Annotated in this window: 11 protein-coding genes and 1 pseudogene; 2 read left to right on the top strand and 10 right to left on the bottom strand. The window is 74.3% G+C overall.

The window, feature by feature from the left end; all coding sequences use genetic code 11:
• The first annotated feature begins 81 nt into the window (after positions 1-81).
• Positions 82-300, top strand: coding sequence for a hypothetical protein (locus tag MTR79_RS28095; protein WP_244792217.1), 219 nt, complete (start codon positions 82-84; stop codon positions 298-300).
• Here the strand turns inward: MTR79_RS28095 and MTR79_RS28090 are convergent.
• The 8 genes from MTR79_RS28090 to MTR79_RS28055 form a co-directional block, all read right to left on the bottom strand.
• Positions 276-2,834 carry a serine/threonine-protein kinase gene (locus tag MTR79_RS28090; protein ID WP_244792216.1) on the bottom strand — a complete coding sequence of 853 codons (2,559 nt, stop codon included), beginning with the start codon at positions 2,832-2,834 and terminating at the stop codon, positions 276-278. The genes MTR79_RS28095 and MTR79_RS28090 overlap by 25 nt on opposite strands.
• Complete coding sequence (locus MTR79_RS28085) at positions 2,831-4,177, bottom strand: hypothetical protein (protein ID WP_175449483.1); 1,347 nt, start codon at positions 4,175-4,177, stop codon at positions 2,831-2,833. Before MTR79_RS28085 ends, MTR79_RS28090 begins: the two co-directional genes overlap by 4 nt.
• Before the next feature lie 82 nt (positions 4,178-4,259).
• A complete protein-coding gene (locus MTR79_RS28080) occupies positions 4,260-5,315 on the bottom strand; it encodes a glutamate ABC transporter substrate-binding protein (RefSeq protein WP_244792215.1) in 1,056 nt (351 codons plus the stop codon).
• A gap of 47 nt (positions 5,316-5,362) precedes the next feature.
• Complete coding sequence (locus MTR79_RS28075) at positions 5,363-6,811, bottom strand: hypothetical protein (RefSeq protein ID WP_189365689.1); 1,449 nt, start codon at positions 6,809-6,811, stop codon at positions 5,363-5,365.
• Positions 6,812-7,228: 417 nt separating this feature from the next.
• Positions 7,229-8,197 (bottom strand): BadF/BadG/BcrA/BcrD ATPase family protein, encoded by a 969-nt coding sequence (locus MTR79_RS28070; protein WP_086700020.1) that lies wholly within the window; start codon positions 8,195-8,197, stop codon positions 7,229-7,231.
• The gene (locus MTR79_RS28065) at positions 8,188-9,444 is read right to left on the bottom strand and encodes a 6-phospho-beta-glucosidase (protein WP_244792214.1); all 1,257 of its coding nucleotides are present in this window, start codon (positions 9,442-9,444) and stop codon (positions 8,188-8,190) included. The genes MTR79_RS28070 and MTR79_RS28065 overlap by 10 nt, the downstream gene beginning before the upstream one ends.
• A gap of 61 nt (positions 9,445-9,505) precedes the next feature.
• A complete protein-coding gene (locus MTR79_RS28060) occupies positions 9,506-10,735 on the bottom strand; it encodes an ROK family transcriptional regulator (RefSeq protein ID WP_086700023.1) in 1,230 nt (409 codons plus the stop codon).
• 243 nt (positions 10,736-10,978) lie between these two features.
• On the bottom strand, positions 10,979-12,064 hold the full coding sequence (locus MTR79_RS28055; RefSeq protein WP_086700025.1) for a mechanosensitive ion channel family protein: 1,086 nt from the start codon (positions 12,062-12,064) through the stop codon (positions 10,979-10,981).
• 314 nt (positions 12,065-12,378) lie between these two features.
• On the opposite strand from MTR79_RS28055, the gene MTR79_RS28050 reads away from it, so the two are divergent.
• On the top strand, positions 12,379-12,915 hold the full coding sequence (locus tag MTR79_RS28050; RefSeq protein WP_006133642.1) for an HNH endonuclease: 537 nt from the start codon (positions 12,379-12,381) through the stop codon (positions 12,913-12,915).
• A 127-nt stretch (positions 12,916-13,042) separates the two neighbouring features.
• Here the strand turns inward: MTR79_RS28050 and MTR79_RS28045 are convergent.
• A pseudogene (locus tag MTR79_RS28045) lies at positions 13,043-13,573 on the bottom strand (ABC transporter permease); the annotation flags it as partial.
• Between the two features lie 56 nt (positions 13,574-13,629).
• Positions 13,630-16,509 carry a beta-N-acetylglucosaminidase domain-containing protein gene (locus tag MTR79_RS28040; protein WP_244792213.1) on the bottom strand — a complete coding sequence of 960 codons (2,880 nt, stop codon included), beginning with the start codon at positions 16,507-16,509 and terminating at the stop codon, positions 13,630-13,632.
• Positions 16,510-16,751 lie beyond the last annotated feature (242 nt).

Genomic DNA, 16,751 nt, shown 5'->3' with positions numbered 1-16,751 from the left:
GCGCCGGGTGCCGAGGTCCCCGGGGCCGCCGCGTGCGGGCCGGGAGGTGGCGGGGCGGTCGGGCGTGGGGGGACCTGGCCCGTGGTGGGGGCGGACCAGGGCGACTGGGACGGCACCGCGCCGTTGAGCGCGATCGTCGGGTCGTCCGACGGCCGGGCCGGGACGGCCGACAAGTCGTATCCGCATGCGCCGCAGAAACGATCACCCGACTCGAGGGGTTCCTCGCAGCTCGGGCACTTCGACAGCGCGGCCTGCTGGGGCATCTGCGACATCAACTACACCCACGTCCGGGGGCGGTAACGATTGGCACGTTCCACCAGGTCGATCCTCTCCTCGCCGCTGCGCGCCAGCCGGGCCAGCGTGCGGTACGAGCGCTCCAGGCCGAAGCGCAGCCCACGCTCGTCCAGGCCGCTGCCGAGCAGCGTCCGCCCCCCGGCGGCGGGAGGAGCGGAACCCTGGCCCCCGGAGAGTACCCAGTCCAGTCCGCGACCGAGGACCTCCGCCGCCAACAGCTCGCGGCGCGCCGGATCCAGACCGTACGACTCCAGGGCCTCGACCTGCCCCGCGGCGGCGGTCAGGTCGTCCAGGAACGGCGCGTCGGCCGCGGTGGCCGTGCGCCCCCGTAGCCGAGCCCGGACCGCCGCGACCCGGGCGGCGGTGTAGTGGATGGAGGACTCCGGCACCGACTCCAGCGTCCGCACGGCGCCGTGCCGGTCGCCGGCCGCCAGCTGCACCCGGGCCAGCCCGAACGCGGCGCTGACGTGGCTCGGGTCGGTGGACCACACCAGGCGGTAGTACTCGGCCGCGTTGTCCAGCTGCCCCAGCACCTCCGCGCACAGCCCCAGCGCCAGCTTCGGTGCGACCTCGCCCGGGAAGGCGTCGTAGATCGCGTCGAAGGCGAGCGCCGCGCCCTCGTGGTCGCCGGTGACGAGCGCGGCCACGCCCCGGGCCCAGACCACCCGCCAGTCGTCGGGATCCTCCGCCTCCAGCGCGTCCAGCGCCTCCAGGGCGGTCGCCCACCCGCCCGTCTCCAGCCGGGCCCGCACCGCGCGCAGCCGCGTCTCGGTCGACGGGTCGGGCGCCGCGGCCAGCGCGTGGATCAGCTCGCCGGGCGCGGACGCCAGCAGACCGGCGAGGAAACCGGCGTCGGGGTCGGTGGGCTGGACGTGCGGCACGGGCAGCGCGAGAGCGGCCGTGGGGCAGTCGACGGGCCGCACCAGGGAGGCGGGGGACGGGGGCAGCGCGGGCGCCGGCACGGGTACGCCCTTGCGGGGCCGGGCGCGGCGGACGCCCAGCCGGGACACGTCCCCGTCCGGCGGCGGGAACAACTCCGTGTCGGTGACCCGCAGTTCCGGACCGAACAGCGTCGAGAGCGCCGGGCGCGCCTGCCCCGACTGCAGCGAGACGACCTCCCGCAGCACGCCCGTCAGCTGCTCCGCCATCTCCTGCGCGGAGGCGAACCGGCGCGCCGGGTCCGGGTCCGTGGCCCGTACGAGCAGCCGGTAGAAGGACTCGTACCGCCAGAACACCTCGATGGTGTCCGGGTCCGGCAGGGAGTCCGCGTAGACGTTGGTGTAGCCCTGGAAGTCGAAGGTGAGAACGGCCAGTGTGCGGGCGACCGTGTACAGGTCGGACGCCACCGACGGGCCCACCTCGGCGACCTCCGGCGCCTGGTAGCCGACCGTGCCGTAGATGGCCGACTCGTCGTCGTCCGTCCGCCGCACCGCGCCCATGTCGATCAGCTTCAGCTGGTCCTCGGTCTGGATCGCGTTGTCGACCTTGAAGTCGCAGTACAGCAGGTTGCGGCTGTGCAGGTGCCCGAGCGCCTCCAGCGCCTCGATGCCGTACGCGCACGCCTGCTCCACCGGCAGCGGGTCACGTCTGCCCTCCGGGGTGCGGCGGGCGTTGGCGATCTCCTTCAGCGACCTGCCGCCGACGTACTCCATGACGATGTAGCCGTCGAGGGAGCCGGTGCGCTGGTCGAGGTGCTCGACGAAGTTGTAGATCCGCACGATGTTGGCGTGCTCGATCTCCGCGAGGAAGCGGCGCTCGGAGATGGCCGCCGCCATCGCGTCCTGGTCGCCCGTGTCCAGCAGGCCCTTCAGCACCACCCAGCGGTCGGCCACCGCGCGGTCCACGGCCAGGTAGATCCAGCCGAGCCCGCCGTGCGCCAGACAGCCGACGACCTCGTACTGGCCGTGCACCACGTCGCCGGGGCGCAGCTTCGGCACGAACGAGTACGGGTGGCCGCACTTGGTGCAGAAGCCCTCCGTACGGCCCGGCCGGCCGTTGCGGGCGCGGCCGACCGGCGCCCCGCAGTCCGACCGCGAGCAGAACCGCTTCCGCTCCGGCACCTCCGGGTCGTCCAGCACCATCCGCCGCGGATCGGGCCGTGGGATCGGCGGCACCTGTACCAGCCCCGCACCCAGCCGGCCCCGCCCCGAACCGGTACCGCCCGCACCGGAACTGCGCACCGACACCGAGCGGCCCGCCGCCGTCCGGCCGGACAGCGAACGGGACAGCCGCCCGGAGACGGAGCGGCGGGACCTCGACGACTGGGAGGATGTACGGGAGCTGCGGCCACTGCCCCCGCTGCCCGCGCCCCCGCTCCCCGAGCGCGCGCCCTGCGAGTCGCGCCCGCCCGCCGTGACGCCCGTCGGGGGTGAGGCCACCAGGCCCGTCGGCGACACCACGGGCGCCAGACCGCACGTGTCGCAGTACAGCTCGCCCCCGCCGACGTCGTCGTACGTGCCGTCGCACTCGGGGCGCTGACAGGCGGACCGTTCCCGCGCGGGCGCGGGCGCCACGGGTCCCTGTGCTCCCGGCTCGCTCATGTGCCCGGCCCCCTCCGCTCGTCCGGTCCCGCCCCCTGCCCCGGCCCACCGGGCGCGGCGCCCAGCAGCTCCACCACCGCCTGCTGGTAGCGCAGCACCGCCTGCTCGGCCGCGCGCAGATCGCACGGCGCGCTCCACAGCATGCGGCGCGCCTTCTCGTACCGCTCCACCAGCAGCGGGTCCTCGGCCAGACCGTGGCGGGACACCTTCGCCTTGTACGCGTCCAGCCGTCCGCGCAGCTCCGCGCGCACCGCGAGCGGCGCCGTGACGGCGGTCAGCGACTCGCGGGCGCGCAGCAGTTCGTCCTCCGCCTTCTGCTCCAGCGACTCCAGCAGCGGGGACAACCGGTGCCACTGGGCGTGCCGACGGTACTCGGCGGCCGTCGACAGCTGCTCCTGGAGCGCCGTCGGCGGGCCGCTGACCACCGGCACCTCCGTCGCCGCGATCTTCGCCAGCACCTCGCCGCGCGCGGTCCGTGCCTCGGCGAGCGTGCGGTCGGCGCGCGAGAGGACGTCGCGGAGGCGGACGATGCGCTTCTCGGCGTCCTGACGGACCGCCAGCACCGCGTCGATCTCGCGGCGCACGTCCTCCAGGGCGCGGGCCTCACGGTCGTAGACGGTGGTGTCGGGTTTTCCGCCGCCCGGGGCGGAGCTGCCCTCGGCCGGCTTCCAGAACGCCAGCGGGTCCGACACGACCTGCTCGCGCAGCTTCTTCAGCGTGCGGGTGATCCGCTCCAGGTCGTCGCCCGCCGGATGCTCGCCCGGGCGCACCCCGACCGAGTGCGCCAGCCTGCTCGTGCGCTGCAGTTCCGCCGAGAGGAGATCGATCCGGGCGGGCAGGGCGGACCAGACCGCGTCCGCGGCGACCACCATGTCCAGCGAGGCCGCGTACAGCTCGTTCATGCGGTCGACGAGGGCGGACAGGGACCAGCGCTCGCTGAGGACGCCCGGACCGGCCCGACCGCCGTGCGGCGTCGCCGCGTTGGCCGTCGCGGCGGCGCTCCCCGCCACCGTCACCGGCTCGCCGCGCAGCAGCTCCGTCAGCTCCGCCAGGTCCTCACGGCTGGACCAGCGGCGCCGGGCACGGATCTCCCGCGCCGTGCGCAACACGTCCGTGTACGCGTCGAAGTACGTCCACAGCAGCGTGATCGCCGCCTCCGTGGACGTCCACCGCTCGGCGGTGACGCCCGTCAGCCGGGCGCCCTCCAGCAGTCGTCGGCCCGCGTGGTCCTGCAGGGCGAGGAGCGAGGTCTCGATCGCCTCGTGCTCCTGGCCGAGCCGCGCCAGCGCACGGTCCACCTCGTCCCGGTCCATCACCGGCCCGGCGGGATCCGTGTCGGCCATCGATCACCTCTCGCTGCGGGGGAGTTCAGGGGTTCGGTTCGGGTTCGGTTCACTCGGGGGCCGGGGCGGGCAGGGCGTGCGGTCAGCTGCGGCGCAGGTACTCCGGGGCCGGGGGCCTCGACGCGGACGGGTCGTCGTCCATCGTGGCGGACAGCCACTTCGTGTACGACGCCTGCCAGCCGGTCGCGGTGTCCTGCCGGAAGTCCACCAGGATCTGGTTGACCCGGCGCACCAGGTCGTCCGCGTCCTTCTTCATCGCCACGCCGTAGTACTCGGTCGTGAACGCCTCGCCCTTGAGCTCCACCGTCGGGTCCTGCGCGGCCTGACTCGCCGCGAGCGCGCCGTCGTTGACGACCGCGTCCACCTCGCCGAGCTGGAGCCGCACCAGGCAGTCCAGCTGGTTCGGCACGGTCGTGGAGATGTCCGTCGACGCCGGCAGGCCTCCGCTCTCCCGGTCCTCCTCCAGCTTCGCGTACGCCGTCGAGCCCTTCGCCGTGCACACCTTGCGGTTCGCGAGGGTCTCGTCGTACCCCTCGACCGGGGAGGACTTCGGCGCCAGCACCTGCTGTCCCGTCTTGAAGTACGGCGCGGAGAACGCCACGTCCTCCAGGCGCGAGCAGTTGATCGTCATCGTGCGGACCACCAGGTCCACCCGGCCGTCCTGGATCGCCGGTATGCGCTGGTCGGTCGGTATCGCCTTGAACTGCACCGCGTCCGGGTCGCCGAGGATGTCCTCCGCGATGCGGTGCACCAGGTCGATGTCGAAGCCCTCGAGGCGGCCGTACTCGCCGCTGTTCGGGTCGCGGTAGCCCCAGCGGTAGCTGTTCTGGTCCACGCCGACGACCAGCTTGCGCTTCTCGCCCGGGCGGTTCTTGATCGCCGTGATGGCGGGGCCGTCGGCGCGGGACGGGGGCAGGGTCTGCTTCTCGGGGGCCTCGCAGTCGTCGGCCGCGCGGGCGGCCTCGACGGTGAGGGCCTTCGCCGTGCGGTGCCCCGCCGGCTGTGCGCCCGCCTGTGAGGCGACCGAGCCCGTGCAGGTCACGGCGAGGGCGAACACGACGGCGAGGGCGCAGGCCGCCGCCATCGCGCCCACCCCGCCCCATCCCTTCAGGCGGGCCCGCAGGTGTCGTGCGTGCATCGTCATGGCCCCCTTCGGCTTCGTCGTGGTTCGCGTCCGCCGCTCCGTCATCGGTACTCCGAGAGCCTGCGGCCGATGCCCAGCACCGCGCCGGTCGCGCCCAGCACGGCGAGGACCGCCGCGCCCGTCGGCAGGCCCGTCAGCGCGTCCCGGCCGTCGCCGGCCGCCGTCGCGAACTCGGCCTGCTCGTGCTCCAGTGCCGTCGCCAGGTTCTTGTCGACCGCGTCGAAGCACTCGCCCGTCGCGCCCTTCGCGCCGATCACCATGTCCAGCGCCTGCTGGTAGTTGCCGTTCTCGTCCTGCTCGCGGGCGGCCGCGTGACGCTTCTTCCACTCCGTCATGTTGCCCAGGGCCGCGGTCACCGGCTTCGCGCCCGTGTCGTCGTCCGCGAGGCGCCGGGCGTGGGCCAGGCCCTTGGCGAGGGTGTCGATGTCGCGGGTGAAGTCGTGGTCGTAGGCGTCGAGGGTCGTGTCGCCGACCTTCACCGTTTCCGCGCCGCGGGCGACCAGGGTCAGGTTCTCGTTGCCGCGGGCCTTGAGGGAGGCGATGCGGGCGTCGTGGAGCACGGCGAGGGACCGCACGCCGTGGTCGTAGGAGTCGTCGAGGTGCGAGCGGGAGAGGGCGTGGCCCGCCGTGAGCCAGAGAAGCACGACGGTGGTCGCCGTCGTCGCCGCGACGAGACCGTGGTTGAGGACGCGGTTCGTGCGGAGGTACGTGCGGCGCTGCACCCAGGCGAGGGCGGCGAGGGTGGCCAGACCCAGGGCGATCGACGGCCAGGGGTACGGGATCGCGTCCGCGTAGTCCGCGCGGAGGCGTTCGTTCTCCATGGTGTAGAGGTCCTGGGCGGCCGGGAGCATCTCCTGCTGCATCTTCTCGTTCGCGTAGCGCAGGTAGGCGCCGCCCACGGGATATCCCTGGCGGTTGTACGTGCGGGCGCGTTCGACCAGGCCCTTGTACTCGGGGAGGAGGCGGTTGAGCTTGGTGATGGTGGCCGTGGAGGCGGAGCCCGGGGCCGCGTTGGCCGCCGCGTTCACCAGTTTCGAGGCGGCCGTCGCGATGTCGCGTTCGTAGCGGTCGCGGGTGGCCGCGGACTCCTGGCCGCCCGCCAGGAAGCCGCTGCTCGCCGCGGTGTTCGCGTCCGCGAGGGAGCGGTAGATGTCGGCGGCGTCCGAGGTGAGGGGCTGGCTGCTGGTGAGGACGGCGTCCGCGGCCGCCGCCCGGTCGGTCATCTGCCAGGCCGTGACCGCGCCGAACGTGACGACCAGGGCGGCCAGCACGGCGCCGATGACGCGGAGGCGGCCGGGTTCCGTGGTGGCGGCGTGACGGAGCTGGTCGACGCCCTCGGCGAAGGCCGTGCGGCGGCGGGCGGGGGGCGCGGGGGGAGAGGTGCCGGTACCGGCGGGTGCGGGGGTGGTGGTCGGCGCGGTGGGGGACGACGGCTGGGGTGGGATCGCGGGCAGCGTCGGTGGCGCGCCCGTGTTCGGTGTGTGTGCCATCTGACCTCCCCCGTGGTCATCCTCGGCGGCAAGTATCGCCGTCGGGCGCGACATCCGCACCGGCCTTGGCCCGATCTTGATCCAATTGCAGCGTGATGGCCGGAAGTTCCGGCCGCCGCACCCCACCCTGCCCAGGAACACGCCCGGGAAATCCGTTCGGTTCCGGGGCGTTGTGCCCGTGGGTGGGTGGGTGGCGCCTGTCCGGGAGGGGGGCTGAAGTCCGAGGCCTGCGGCGCATCCTTTTGTTCGGTGGGGTTGCTGTCGCGCCCACGGTGGGGTGGGGGGCGGGACCGCGGTGGGGGCGCCCGTCCTCGGTCCGGCGCGACTGTGCTTCTTGGAAAGCTCGGGGTGCGGACGCGCCGGCCGCTGCGGGCGGGCACCCCCGCCCCTCCCCTCCCCGCCGTACGCGGCCACCCCTTACGTGTAGTGCGCGCGCAGGCGTTCCTGTGCCTCCGGTGGGGCCTCCATGTCGTCCAGGCCGAGGAGTGCCGCGCCCAGGACCGGGCGTGCCGTCACGATGTGCGGTACGGCTTTGGGGGCTGCTGCCTGGAGTTTTGTGCGGATGCCCTCACTGAGGAGGGGATGGTCCGCTGCCAGGACGCTGCCTCCCAGGCAGACGGGCGTCTCCTCGTCGAGGAGGTCCAGGCGGGTGAGGGCCACCGTCGCCATCGTGACGATCTCGGCGGCCTGGTGGTCGACGACGCCGCGGGCCACGGCGTCGCCCTGGGCCGCCGTGGCGAAGAGGACGGGCGTCGCCTCGTGGCGGCGGCGGAGCGGGATGCGGTCGAGGTGCAGGGCCTCGATCAGGGCGGGCATGTCGGGCACGCCGTAGTGGGCGGGGAGGGCGGCGGCCAGGGCGGTCGGTTCGCCCCGGCCGTCCGCCGCGCGCGCCGCGTGCCACAGGGCCTCCTCGGCCAGGGCCCAGCCGCCGCCCCAGTCGCCCGAGAAGCGGCCCAGGGCGGGGAAGCGTGCCGTACGGCCGTCGGGGCGCATGCCGACGCAGTTGATGCCCGCGCCGCAGACGACGGCGACCCCCCGGGGTTCAGGGACTCCCGCTCGGAGGATGGCGAACGTGTCGTTCCTGACCGTGACCGTGGAAGACCAGGGGCGGGACGCGATGGCCTCGGTGAGTTCCTCCTCCTCGATCGGGAGGTCCGCGTTGGCCAGGCAGGCCGAGATGTGGGCGGCGGTGGGGGCGCCGGCCGCCGACAGGGCCTCCTCGACCGTCCGTGAGAGGGCCTCCATCGCCTTGTCCAGGCCGTCCGCCGGTGGGCGGAAGCCGCCTCCTCGGGCCGTGGCGAGCACCGTGCCGTCGGGGGCGACCACCGCCACGTCCGTCTTGCTGTTGCCCGCGTCGACGGCGAGGACGGCCGCGGTCAGGCCCACGTGAGGTGCTCCCGGTTGTGCGCGATCAGGTCGTCGGTCAGGCGGTCGGCGTACGCGTACTGGCCGATCAGGGGGTGGGCGAGCAGGGCGCGGAAGACGCGGTCCCGGCCGCCGTGCAGGGCCGCCTCCAGGGCCAGGTCCTCGTACGCCGTCACGTTGGCCATCAGGCCCGTGAGGAGCGGGTCGAGCCGCTGTACGGGGAGGGGGGCCGCGCCCTTGGTGGTGACCGCTGCCGGGACTTCGACCACCGCGTCGTCGGGCAGGAAGGGGAGCGTGCCGTTGTTGAGGGTGTTGACCACCTGGTGCCGCGAACCCGCGTCGCGCAGGAGCGCCGCCGCCAGGTCCACCGCCGCCTCCGAGTAGTACGCCCCGCCCCGCTCGGCGAGGAGGGCCGGTTTCTCGTCGAGGGCCGGGTCCGCGTAGAGGGTGAGCAGTTCCTTCTCCATGCGGGCCACTTCGGCCGCCCGGGAGGGCTTGGTGCGCATCTCCGCCACCACTTCGTCGTGCGCGTAGAAGTAGCGGAGGTAGTAGGAGGGGACCACGCCCAGCGTGGTGAGGAGGGGGAGGGGCAGGCGCAGGTCCGCCGCGATCGTCTCGCCGTGGTCGGACAGGAGGCGGGGGAGGACGTCCTCACCGTCGACGTGCACCGCCGTCTCCCACGTGAGGTGGTTCAGGCCCACGTGGTCCAGGTGAACCTCGGAGGGGGCCACGTTCAGGAGCGCCGCGAACTTGCGTTGCAGGCCGATCGCCACGTTGCACAGGCCCAGGGCCTTGTGGCCCTCCCGGAGCAGGGCGCGGGTCACGATGCCCACCGGGTTGGTGAAGTCGATGATCCACGCGTCGGGGTTGGTGCGGCGGACCCGGTCGGCGATGTCCAGCACGACCGGGACCGTGCGCAGTGCCTTGGCCAGGCCGCCCGCGCCGGTCGTCTCCTGGCCGACGCAGCCGCATTCGAGGGGCCACGTCTCGTCCTGGAGGCGCGCCGCCTGGCCGCCCACGCGCAGTTGGAGGAGGACCGCGTCGGCGCCCTCGACCGCCGCGTCCAGGTCGGTGGTCGTGGTGATGCGGCCCGGGTGGCCCATGCGGGCGAAGATGCGCCGGGAGAGGGGGCCGATCAGGTCCAGACGGTCCGTCGCCGGGTCCGTGAGCACCAGCTCCGTGACGGGCAGGACGTCCCTCAGCCGTGCGAAACCGTCGATGAGTTCGGGGGTGTAGGTCGAGCCTCCGCCGACCACGGTGAGTTTCATGCGGTGGTCCTTGTCTCCGGTGAGGGCGACGTCCTCGGCGGACGTCTGCTGGATGCGCGGATCAGGGTCGGCGCGAGGTGTCGAAGACCTCGTCGCGGGTGGTCGCGAGGGCGCTCTCCAGCGCGCCGCGCAGCACGGGGTGTTCACGGACGCCGGCGAGGACGAGCCGCGGGCGGGAGGCGGCCAGGTCCGCCAGCTCGGCCTGGACCAGGTCGCGCAGCGGCTCGCCGCCCGCGGTGAGGGCGGTGCCGCTCAGCACGACGAGCGCGGGGTCGAGGACGGCGACCAGGGAGGCCAGGCCGGTCGCCAGACGGGTGGCGTAGGTGCGCAGCAGCGCGCGGTGCGGTTCCTCGTCGGGGCGGGCCGCGGCGCGCTCCAGCAGCGCCGCCGCGACCTCGGCGTACGGGCCGTCGGGGATGTCCTCGACGCCCAGCTCGCGGGCCAGGCGGGGTATCGCCTGGGCGCCGGCCAGCTCCTGGAAGCCGCCGCTGTTGGCCTTGGTGACCTGCCGGACCAGCGGGGTGCCGGGCACCGGCAGGAAGCCGACCTCGCCGGCGCCGCCGGTGAAGCCGCGGTGCAGCCGGCCGCCCAGCACCAGGGCGGCGCCCAGGCCCTCCTGGTTCCACAACAGGACGAAGTCGCCGTGGTCACGGGCCGCGCCCAGCCGCTGTTCGGCCAGGGCGACCAGGTTGACGTCGTTCTCGTACTCGCACGGCATCGGCAGGGCGGCCGCCAGCTCGTCCAGCAGCGTGGGGGAGTGCCAGCCCGGCAGGTGGGAGGCGTAGCGCAGACGGCCGGTGTTCGGGTCGAACGCGCCCGGGGTGCCTATCACCGTCCGGTGGAGGTCCGCGCGGGTCAGTCCCGCCGCCTTCACCGCGCCGTCCAGGGCGTCGGTGACCTGCTGGACGACGGGCACGGCGGGACGGTGGCCGGGGGTGGGCAGCTCGTGGTGGCCGACGGTGCGGCCGGTGATGTCGGCGACGGCCGCGCGGATCCGGTGCGGGTTCACGTCCAGCGCGGCGGCGTACGCGGCGGCCGGGTTCACGGCGTAGAGCTGGGCGCCAGGGCCCGGGCGGCCCTCCGTCGTGCCGGTGGCGAGGACCAGCCCGGCCGCCTCCAGGCGGGCGAGGAGCTGGGAGGCGGTCGGCTTGGAGAGGCCGGTGAGCTTGCCTGTCCGGGTGCGCGACAGCGGGCCGTGCTCCAGCAGGAGGTCCAGGGCGGCACGGTCGTTCATGGCGCGCAGGACGCGCGGGGTGCCCGGAGTGCCCGGAGTGCCGGCCGTTCCTGCCATGGGGTGCGCCACCTGCCCTTCGTCGACTGCACAGCTTCTCAGCGGGCCGCACGGGACGTCCATCCCGCGGCCGCCCTCCGCGCACTGTCAGGAAGGTTTCCTGTTGGACGGGGAGGAAGGTAAGCCCGGCGCGGAGCGGGCGTCAAGAGCCCGGCCCGGACACGGCGAGGGGGCGGCGCCCGGGAGGTCCCGGGCGCCGCCCCTTCCGCGGTTCCTGCGGCTGCCTGTCGGCGGTTCCTGCGGTTACTTGGTGGTGTTCGGTCCCGGCAGCGGGGACGCGGCCATCGACTGCGGGGAGACGGAGCTGGCGTAGGCGGACGGCGCGGCCATCCCCGCCGTGGGGTCGGCGGCCGGGGCGTCCTCCGTGGCCGTGGCGCCGCCGACGATGCGGATGCCGTGCGCGTCGAAGGCGCGCTTGATGCGCCAGCGCAGCTCCCGCTCCACGGTGAGCGACTTGCCCGGCATGGTCTTCGCGGAGACCCGGACCACCATCGAGTCGAGCAGCACCGAGTCCAGGCCGAGCACCTCGACCGGGCTCCACAGGAGCTCGTTCCAGGGCTCCTCCTTGCTGGTCCGCTCGGCGACGTCGCTCAGCACGTCCTTCACCCGGTCCAGGTCCTCGTCGGAGCGGACCGTGACGTCCACGTGGGCGGTCGCCCAGCCCTGCGAGAGGTTCCCTATGCGCTTGACCTCGCCGTTGCGCACGTACCAGATCTCCCCGTCGGCGCCGCGCAGCTTCGTCACCCGCAGCCCGACCTCGATCACCTCGCCGGTGGCCACGCCCGCGTCGACGGTGTCGCCGACGCCGTACTGGTCCTCCAGAATCATGAAGACACCGGAGAGGAAGTCCGTGACCAGGTTGCGGGCGCCGAAACCGATCGCCACACCGGCCACACCGGCCGACGCCAGCAGCGGCGCGAGGTTGATCTGGAAGGTGCCCAGCACCATCAGCGCGGCCGTGCCCATGATCAGGAACGACGCCACGGAGCGCAGCACCGAGCCGATCGCCATGGACCGCTGACGGCGCCGCTCGGCGTTGACCAGGAGGCCCCCGAGGCCGCCGCCCTCCAGCGTCTGGCCGGAGCGGGACATGCGGTCGACCAGCTTGGTGATGGCCCGCCGCACGAGCACGCGCAGCACCGCCGCGATCACCACGATGAGCAGCACCCGCAGTCCTATGGCGAGCCACGTCGACCAGTTCTCCTCGACCCAGCCGGCCGCGCTCGTGGCGCTCTCCTGGGCGTCCTGCAGCGAGGGGACCCGTGGGGTCCCCGACTCCGCGGGGGTCGGTGAGGGGTCGGCTGCCGACAGGGCGGCTGACAAGGACACGGCTGGTACCTCCAGGTGCACGACCGTCCCCGGTGCGGGCGTCAAGACCGGCCGGATCACGAACAGGTCACCGGTGGGGACAGAACCACCACACTAACGGGGCATTGTGAGCGGAACGGCGGGATGTGTGAAGAAGAGACCGCGCTCACCTGCGCTTGAACAGGCCATGATCCTGGGGATGTATCCGGGTGTGGTCGAAAACACTCCCAGCCCGTTACCGGGACATGGTGGCGCGTTCACCAGGCATGAGGGGAAACTGACTACGGATCGTCCCGGCGCGAGCCACGCGCCGCCGGCGTACAAGGAGGCCGTCCGTGCCGCATGTCCTGGTCCTCAACGCGTCGTACGAGCCGCTCGGCGTCGTACCGCTCCGCCGCGCGCTCGTGCTCGTCCTCGAGAACAAGGCAGTCTGCCTCGAGGAGACCGGCGCCTATCTGCACAGCGCGACCGTCACCGTCCCCGCACCCAGCGTGGTCCGGCTCAAGCGTTTCGTGCGGGTTCCCTACCGGGGGCCCGTCCCACTCACCCGCAGGGCGCTGTTCGCCCGTGACGGGGGCCGGTGCATGTACTGCGGTGGCGTCGCCACCAGCGTCGACCATGTCATCCCGCGCAGCCGCGGGGGCAAGCACGTCTGGGACAACGTGGTGGCGTCCTGCCGCCGCTGCAACCACGTGAAGGCCGACCGCCACCTCTTCGAACTGGGCTGGCGCCTGCGCCACAAGCCCGCCCCGCCGACGGGCCTGGCCTGGCGCATCATCGGCACGGGCCACCGCGACCCGCGCTGGCTGCCGTACCTCCAGCCGTACGGCGCGGACGACGCGCTGGCGCGGATCGACGGGATCTCCGCCTGACGGCGGCGTCCTCGCGTGAGGGTGACGCCGGGACGTCGGTTCCCGCCCGGCCTCGTCCCGGGCCGCCACGCCCCGGCCCGGTTACGGGAAGCCCCCCGCGCCTCCCGGACCGGTCGAGCGCTGCCGGTCAGGCGTACCGCAGCTCCGTGGGACGTAGCCTGCGGTGCAGGAGGGGGAGGGCGGTGGCCGCGGCCAGGAGGGACGCCGTGCAGACGGCGGCCGGCACCAGCAGGAGCGTCCAGGACGTGGACCAGCCGCCGCCCTCGGCGAGCGCGGCGTACCAGAGGCCGATCGCGCCGCCGCCGGCGCCCGCGAGCAGCATGCCCGGCGCCAGCGGCAGGGCGGTCTCCAGCAGCAGCGCCCGGCCGAGGACCGCGCGAGGCACCCCGGCCGCGGCCTGTGCCGCGAGGGTGCGGCGGCGGGTGGCGACGGACTCCGCGGAGCCGACGGCCAGCCCGGCCAGGGTGATCACGAGGCCGGCACCGATGGCCGCGGCCGCCAGGTCGATTCCGGTCGTGTAGAAGTCCAGGTCCTCCGACACGCTCCTGCCGGAGCCCAGCACCTCCAGCAGGGCCCGCCGGATCCCGGCGTAGGCCGTGCCCACCACCGTCACCAGCAGCACCACCGTGTGCGTGCGGGCCGCCGCCCACGGGTCGTCGTTACCGACAGAGGTGAGAAAGGAGCCGGGGCGCGCCCGCCCCGGCTCCCGTGCGCTCAGTCCGCGACCGCGTACGCCTCCACCGACCACAGCGAGTACCCGTACCGCGTGGCCCGCTCCTCGCCCTGGACGCGGATGTGGCGGACGTCCGGCTCGTCCATGCGGACCGTCTCGTGGCCGCCGCGGCTGTCGTGGACCTCCGCGGCCGTGCGCCAGGCGCGGCCGTCCCGGGAGACCTCCACGCGGTACGCCGAGGCGTGCGCGTCCTGCCAGTGCAGGTCGACCCTGCCCAGCCGCACCGGGCGGTCCAGTTCCACCTGCCACCACGCGTCGTCCTCGGCCGGCGACGACCAGCGGCTGTCGGAGTCCCCGTCGTTGGCCGCCGACGCCGGGAAGTCGGGCGTCTCGTCGGCCGAGGACTCCGCGCGGCCGGTACGGGCCACGTCGCGGCCGTCGACGGGCGGCACCGCGTCCACGGTCAGCGTGCGGACCGCGCCGCCGAAGCCGAGGCGGACGTCGTAGGACCGGGTGGGTGTGCCCGGCTTCACGGTCACCTCGACCGGCACCCGCACCGGCGTCCCGCGCGGCACGGACAGCGGCTCCTGCGGCACCCGCACCTCGACGCCCTCCGGCGCGTCCACGGTCAGCCGGTCCCGTACGTCCTCGGGGCGGGCCGAGCCGAGGGTGACCGTCACCGTGCGGGTGCGGCCGATGTCGGCGTCGGCACGGTCGCCGGGCAGCTCCACCACGGCGTCCGGCACGTCGGCGAACCACGGCACCACGTGCCGCACCCGCTCCGGGTCCGCGTCCACGACCCGGACGGCGTCCACCGGCCGCCCGCCGACGGGCAGTTCGGTGGCGCCCTCCGCCGCCAGCGCGCCGATCCGCCGCCAGGCCCCGCCCTCCGTACGCACCTCGACGGAACCGGTGGTGCCCGGTTCGGCCAGTACGGTCACGGTGTCCAGCACCCGGGCGCGCTCCAGCCGCAGCGTGCCGCCGCCGTTCCCGCCGGGCGCCTGTGCGACGCCCGCCCAGCTCTCGTACGCGGTACGCGCCCGGCTCAGGAACGGGTCCAGTACGCCCTCGGCGACCGTGACCCGCGCCGACTCCAGTTCCGTGCGCAGCGTCTCCAGCCGCCGGTACGCGGCCCAGGCGTCCCCCGCGTCACCCGCCTGCTGGGCGCGCAGCATGTCCAGCGCGGCCGTGCCCGCCTCGCCGTAGCGGGCGAGGCGCCCGGTCCAGGGGGTGATCTCGTCGGAGAGGGACGTGCCCGACAGCCGGCCGGGCAGCTCGCGCAGATCGGTGAAGGCGGCGCGCAGCCGGCCGGCCGCCGCCGTGTCGCTCTCACCGCGCGCGGCGGGCCGGGTGCGCCAGAACTCCTCGATCAGCGGCCGCAGATACGCCGCGTCCGTGCCGCCCAGCACCGAGGAGGCGGTGTTGCGGGCGAGGGCGGTCAGCGCCTTCTCACGCCGGGCGTCGCCGCCGGCCAGGTCGGCGATCGCGGCCCGCCAGGACTCCTGGGGGCGGTACTCGCGGGGATTCCAGGCGAAGTCGGCGGCCGTGAACAGGGGGATGCGCGATGCCTCGGGCTGTTCCATCGCGTTGGCGAGCAGCGCGGCCGACCCGGCGGCCACGGCGGGCTCGCGGCCCTGGTAGGGGCCGAGGAAGAGCCGCCCGGGGGCGTAGTCGTTGACCGGGTAGTTGTCCATCGTCACGAGCGGGTGCGCGAACACGTCACGGGCCTCGGACAGCTGACGGCCCGTGATGGTGCGGGGCACCACGCCGACACCGGTCCACGCCACCTCGACACCGTCGTCCAGCTCCCGTGCGAGCGCCCGCCGGTACGCGGTCGAGCCGTCCTCGTAGTACTCCGTGGGCATCAAGGACAGCGCGGGCGCGTCCGGGTACCGCCGCTCCAGGTGCCGTGCGACCGCGTTGGCCACGTGCGCCTGGGCGCGGGCGGCCGCCTCGGGTCCGGAGCCGAACCGTTCGGCGTCCGCCCCGCAGTGCCACTCGCTGTAGCTGACGTCCTGGAACTGCACCTGGAAGGCGCGGAATCCCAGCGCCCACATCGCGTCCAGCTTGCGGGACAGGGCCCGCAGGTCGTCGTCGGAGGAGAGGCACATCGCCTGTCCCGGCGCGACGGCCCAGCCGAGGGTGACGTGGTTGCGCGCGGCCCGCTCGGCCAGTGCCCGGAACTCCGCGCGCCGTTCGGCCGGGTAGGGCTCGCGCCAGCGGGCCTGCCGGTACGGGTCGTCGCCGGGCGCGTACAGATACCGGTTCAGTTTGGCGCGGCCCATGAAGTCGAGCTGGCCGAGCCGCTGCCGGTGTGTCCAGGGGGCGCCGTAGAAGCCCTCGGTGATGCCGCGCACGGCGGTGGCGGGCCAGTCCCGTACGACGGCGGCTGTGAGCGTGCCGTCGGGGCGGACGAGACGGCGCAGGGTCTGCACGGCGTGGAAGAGGCCGTCGCCGTCCGCCCCGGTCAGGGTCACGGAGCCGGCGCCGGAGGTGAGGGTGTAGCCGCCCGCCGGGAGGGCGTGACGGGGGTCGGAGGAGGCGCGTTCGCTGCCCGCGCGCACCACGAGCGCCCCCTCGGGCACCGATGCGCCGGGGTCGGTGAACCGGCGCGCGCCGGCCTCCCGCAGGACGTCCTTCAGCGCCTCCACGGCGTACGGATCCGCGTTCCGCGCGGCGACCAGGGCGACCTCCTCGGTCACCCGGACCGGGGCGCCGTCGGCGCGCAGGGAGTGCGGGCGCGGCCACACCGCCGGCGCGTCCGCGGCGGCCTTCCCGGCCGGGTCGGCGACGGGCGACCGGGTGGGATCCGGCGCGGGCGCGGCCGTCGCGGCGGGGGCGACGCCCAGGGATCCGGCGAGCACGGCGAGTGCGAGTGCGGTCCTCCGCGCCGACGCCGTTCTGCCACGCCACAGCTGCACGAGGCCCCTCCTGATCCCCCGGGACCGGCCGGCCTACGACCGGCGGCCGTGTCCATTCCGTTACCGAGACGCCCCGAGCCCACCACTTCTGGAGTGAACGTGTCAATCAGAGGGGATGTTGTGGTGCATTTGTCCCCCTGTGGAGTGAGAGTGGAGGGAGAGAATGTGACCAGGTTCACGTTGAACGACTTTGTGCGTCTGCGCTCGCGTCCACTGGGTAGGGCTGCGAGATGACCCGCACG

Source organism: Streptomyces sp. BJ20 (assembly GCF_022869105.1).
GTDB lineage: Bacteria > Actinomycetota > Actinomycetes > Streptomycetales > Streptomycetaceae > Streptomyces > Streptomyces griseoincarnatus.
The sequence above is the reverse complement of the archived record's forward strand: the minus strand, read 5'-3'. Positions and strand labels throughout refer to the sequence as shown.

What these genes read in the sequence shown, in the direction of transcription:
- MTR79_RS28090 (WP_244792216.1), bottom strand. Translation starts at nt 2,834, where the DNA reads ATGAGCGAGCCGGGAGCACAGGGACCCGTGGCGCCCGCGCCCGCGCGG.
- MTR79_RS28085 (WP_175449483.1), bottom strand. Translation starts at nt 4,177, where the DNA reads ATGGCCGACACGGATCCCGCCGGGCCGGTGATGGACCGGGACGAGGTG.
- MTR79_RS28080 (WP_244792215.1), bottom strand. Translation starts at nt 5,315, where the DNA reads ATGCACGCACGACACCTGCGGGCCCGCCTGAAGGGATGGGGCGGGGTG.
- MTR79_RS28075 (WP_189365689.1), bottom strand. Translation starts at nt 6,811, where the DNA reads ATGGCACACACACCGAACACGGGCGCGCCACCGACGCTGCCCGCGATC.
- MTR79_RS28065 (WP_244792214.1), bottom strand. Translation starts at nt 9,444, where the DNA reads ATGAAACTCACCGTGGTCGGCGGAGGCTCGACCTACACCCCCGAACTC.
- MTR79_RS28060 (WP_086700023.1), bottom strand. Translation starts at nt 10,735, where the DNA reads ATGGCAGGAACGGCCGGCACTCCGGGCACTCCGGGCACCCCGCGCGTC.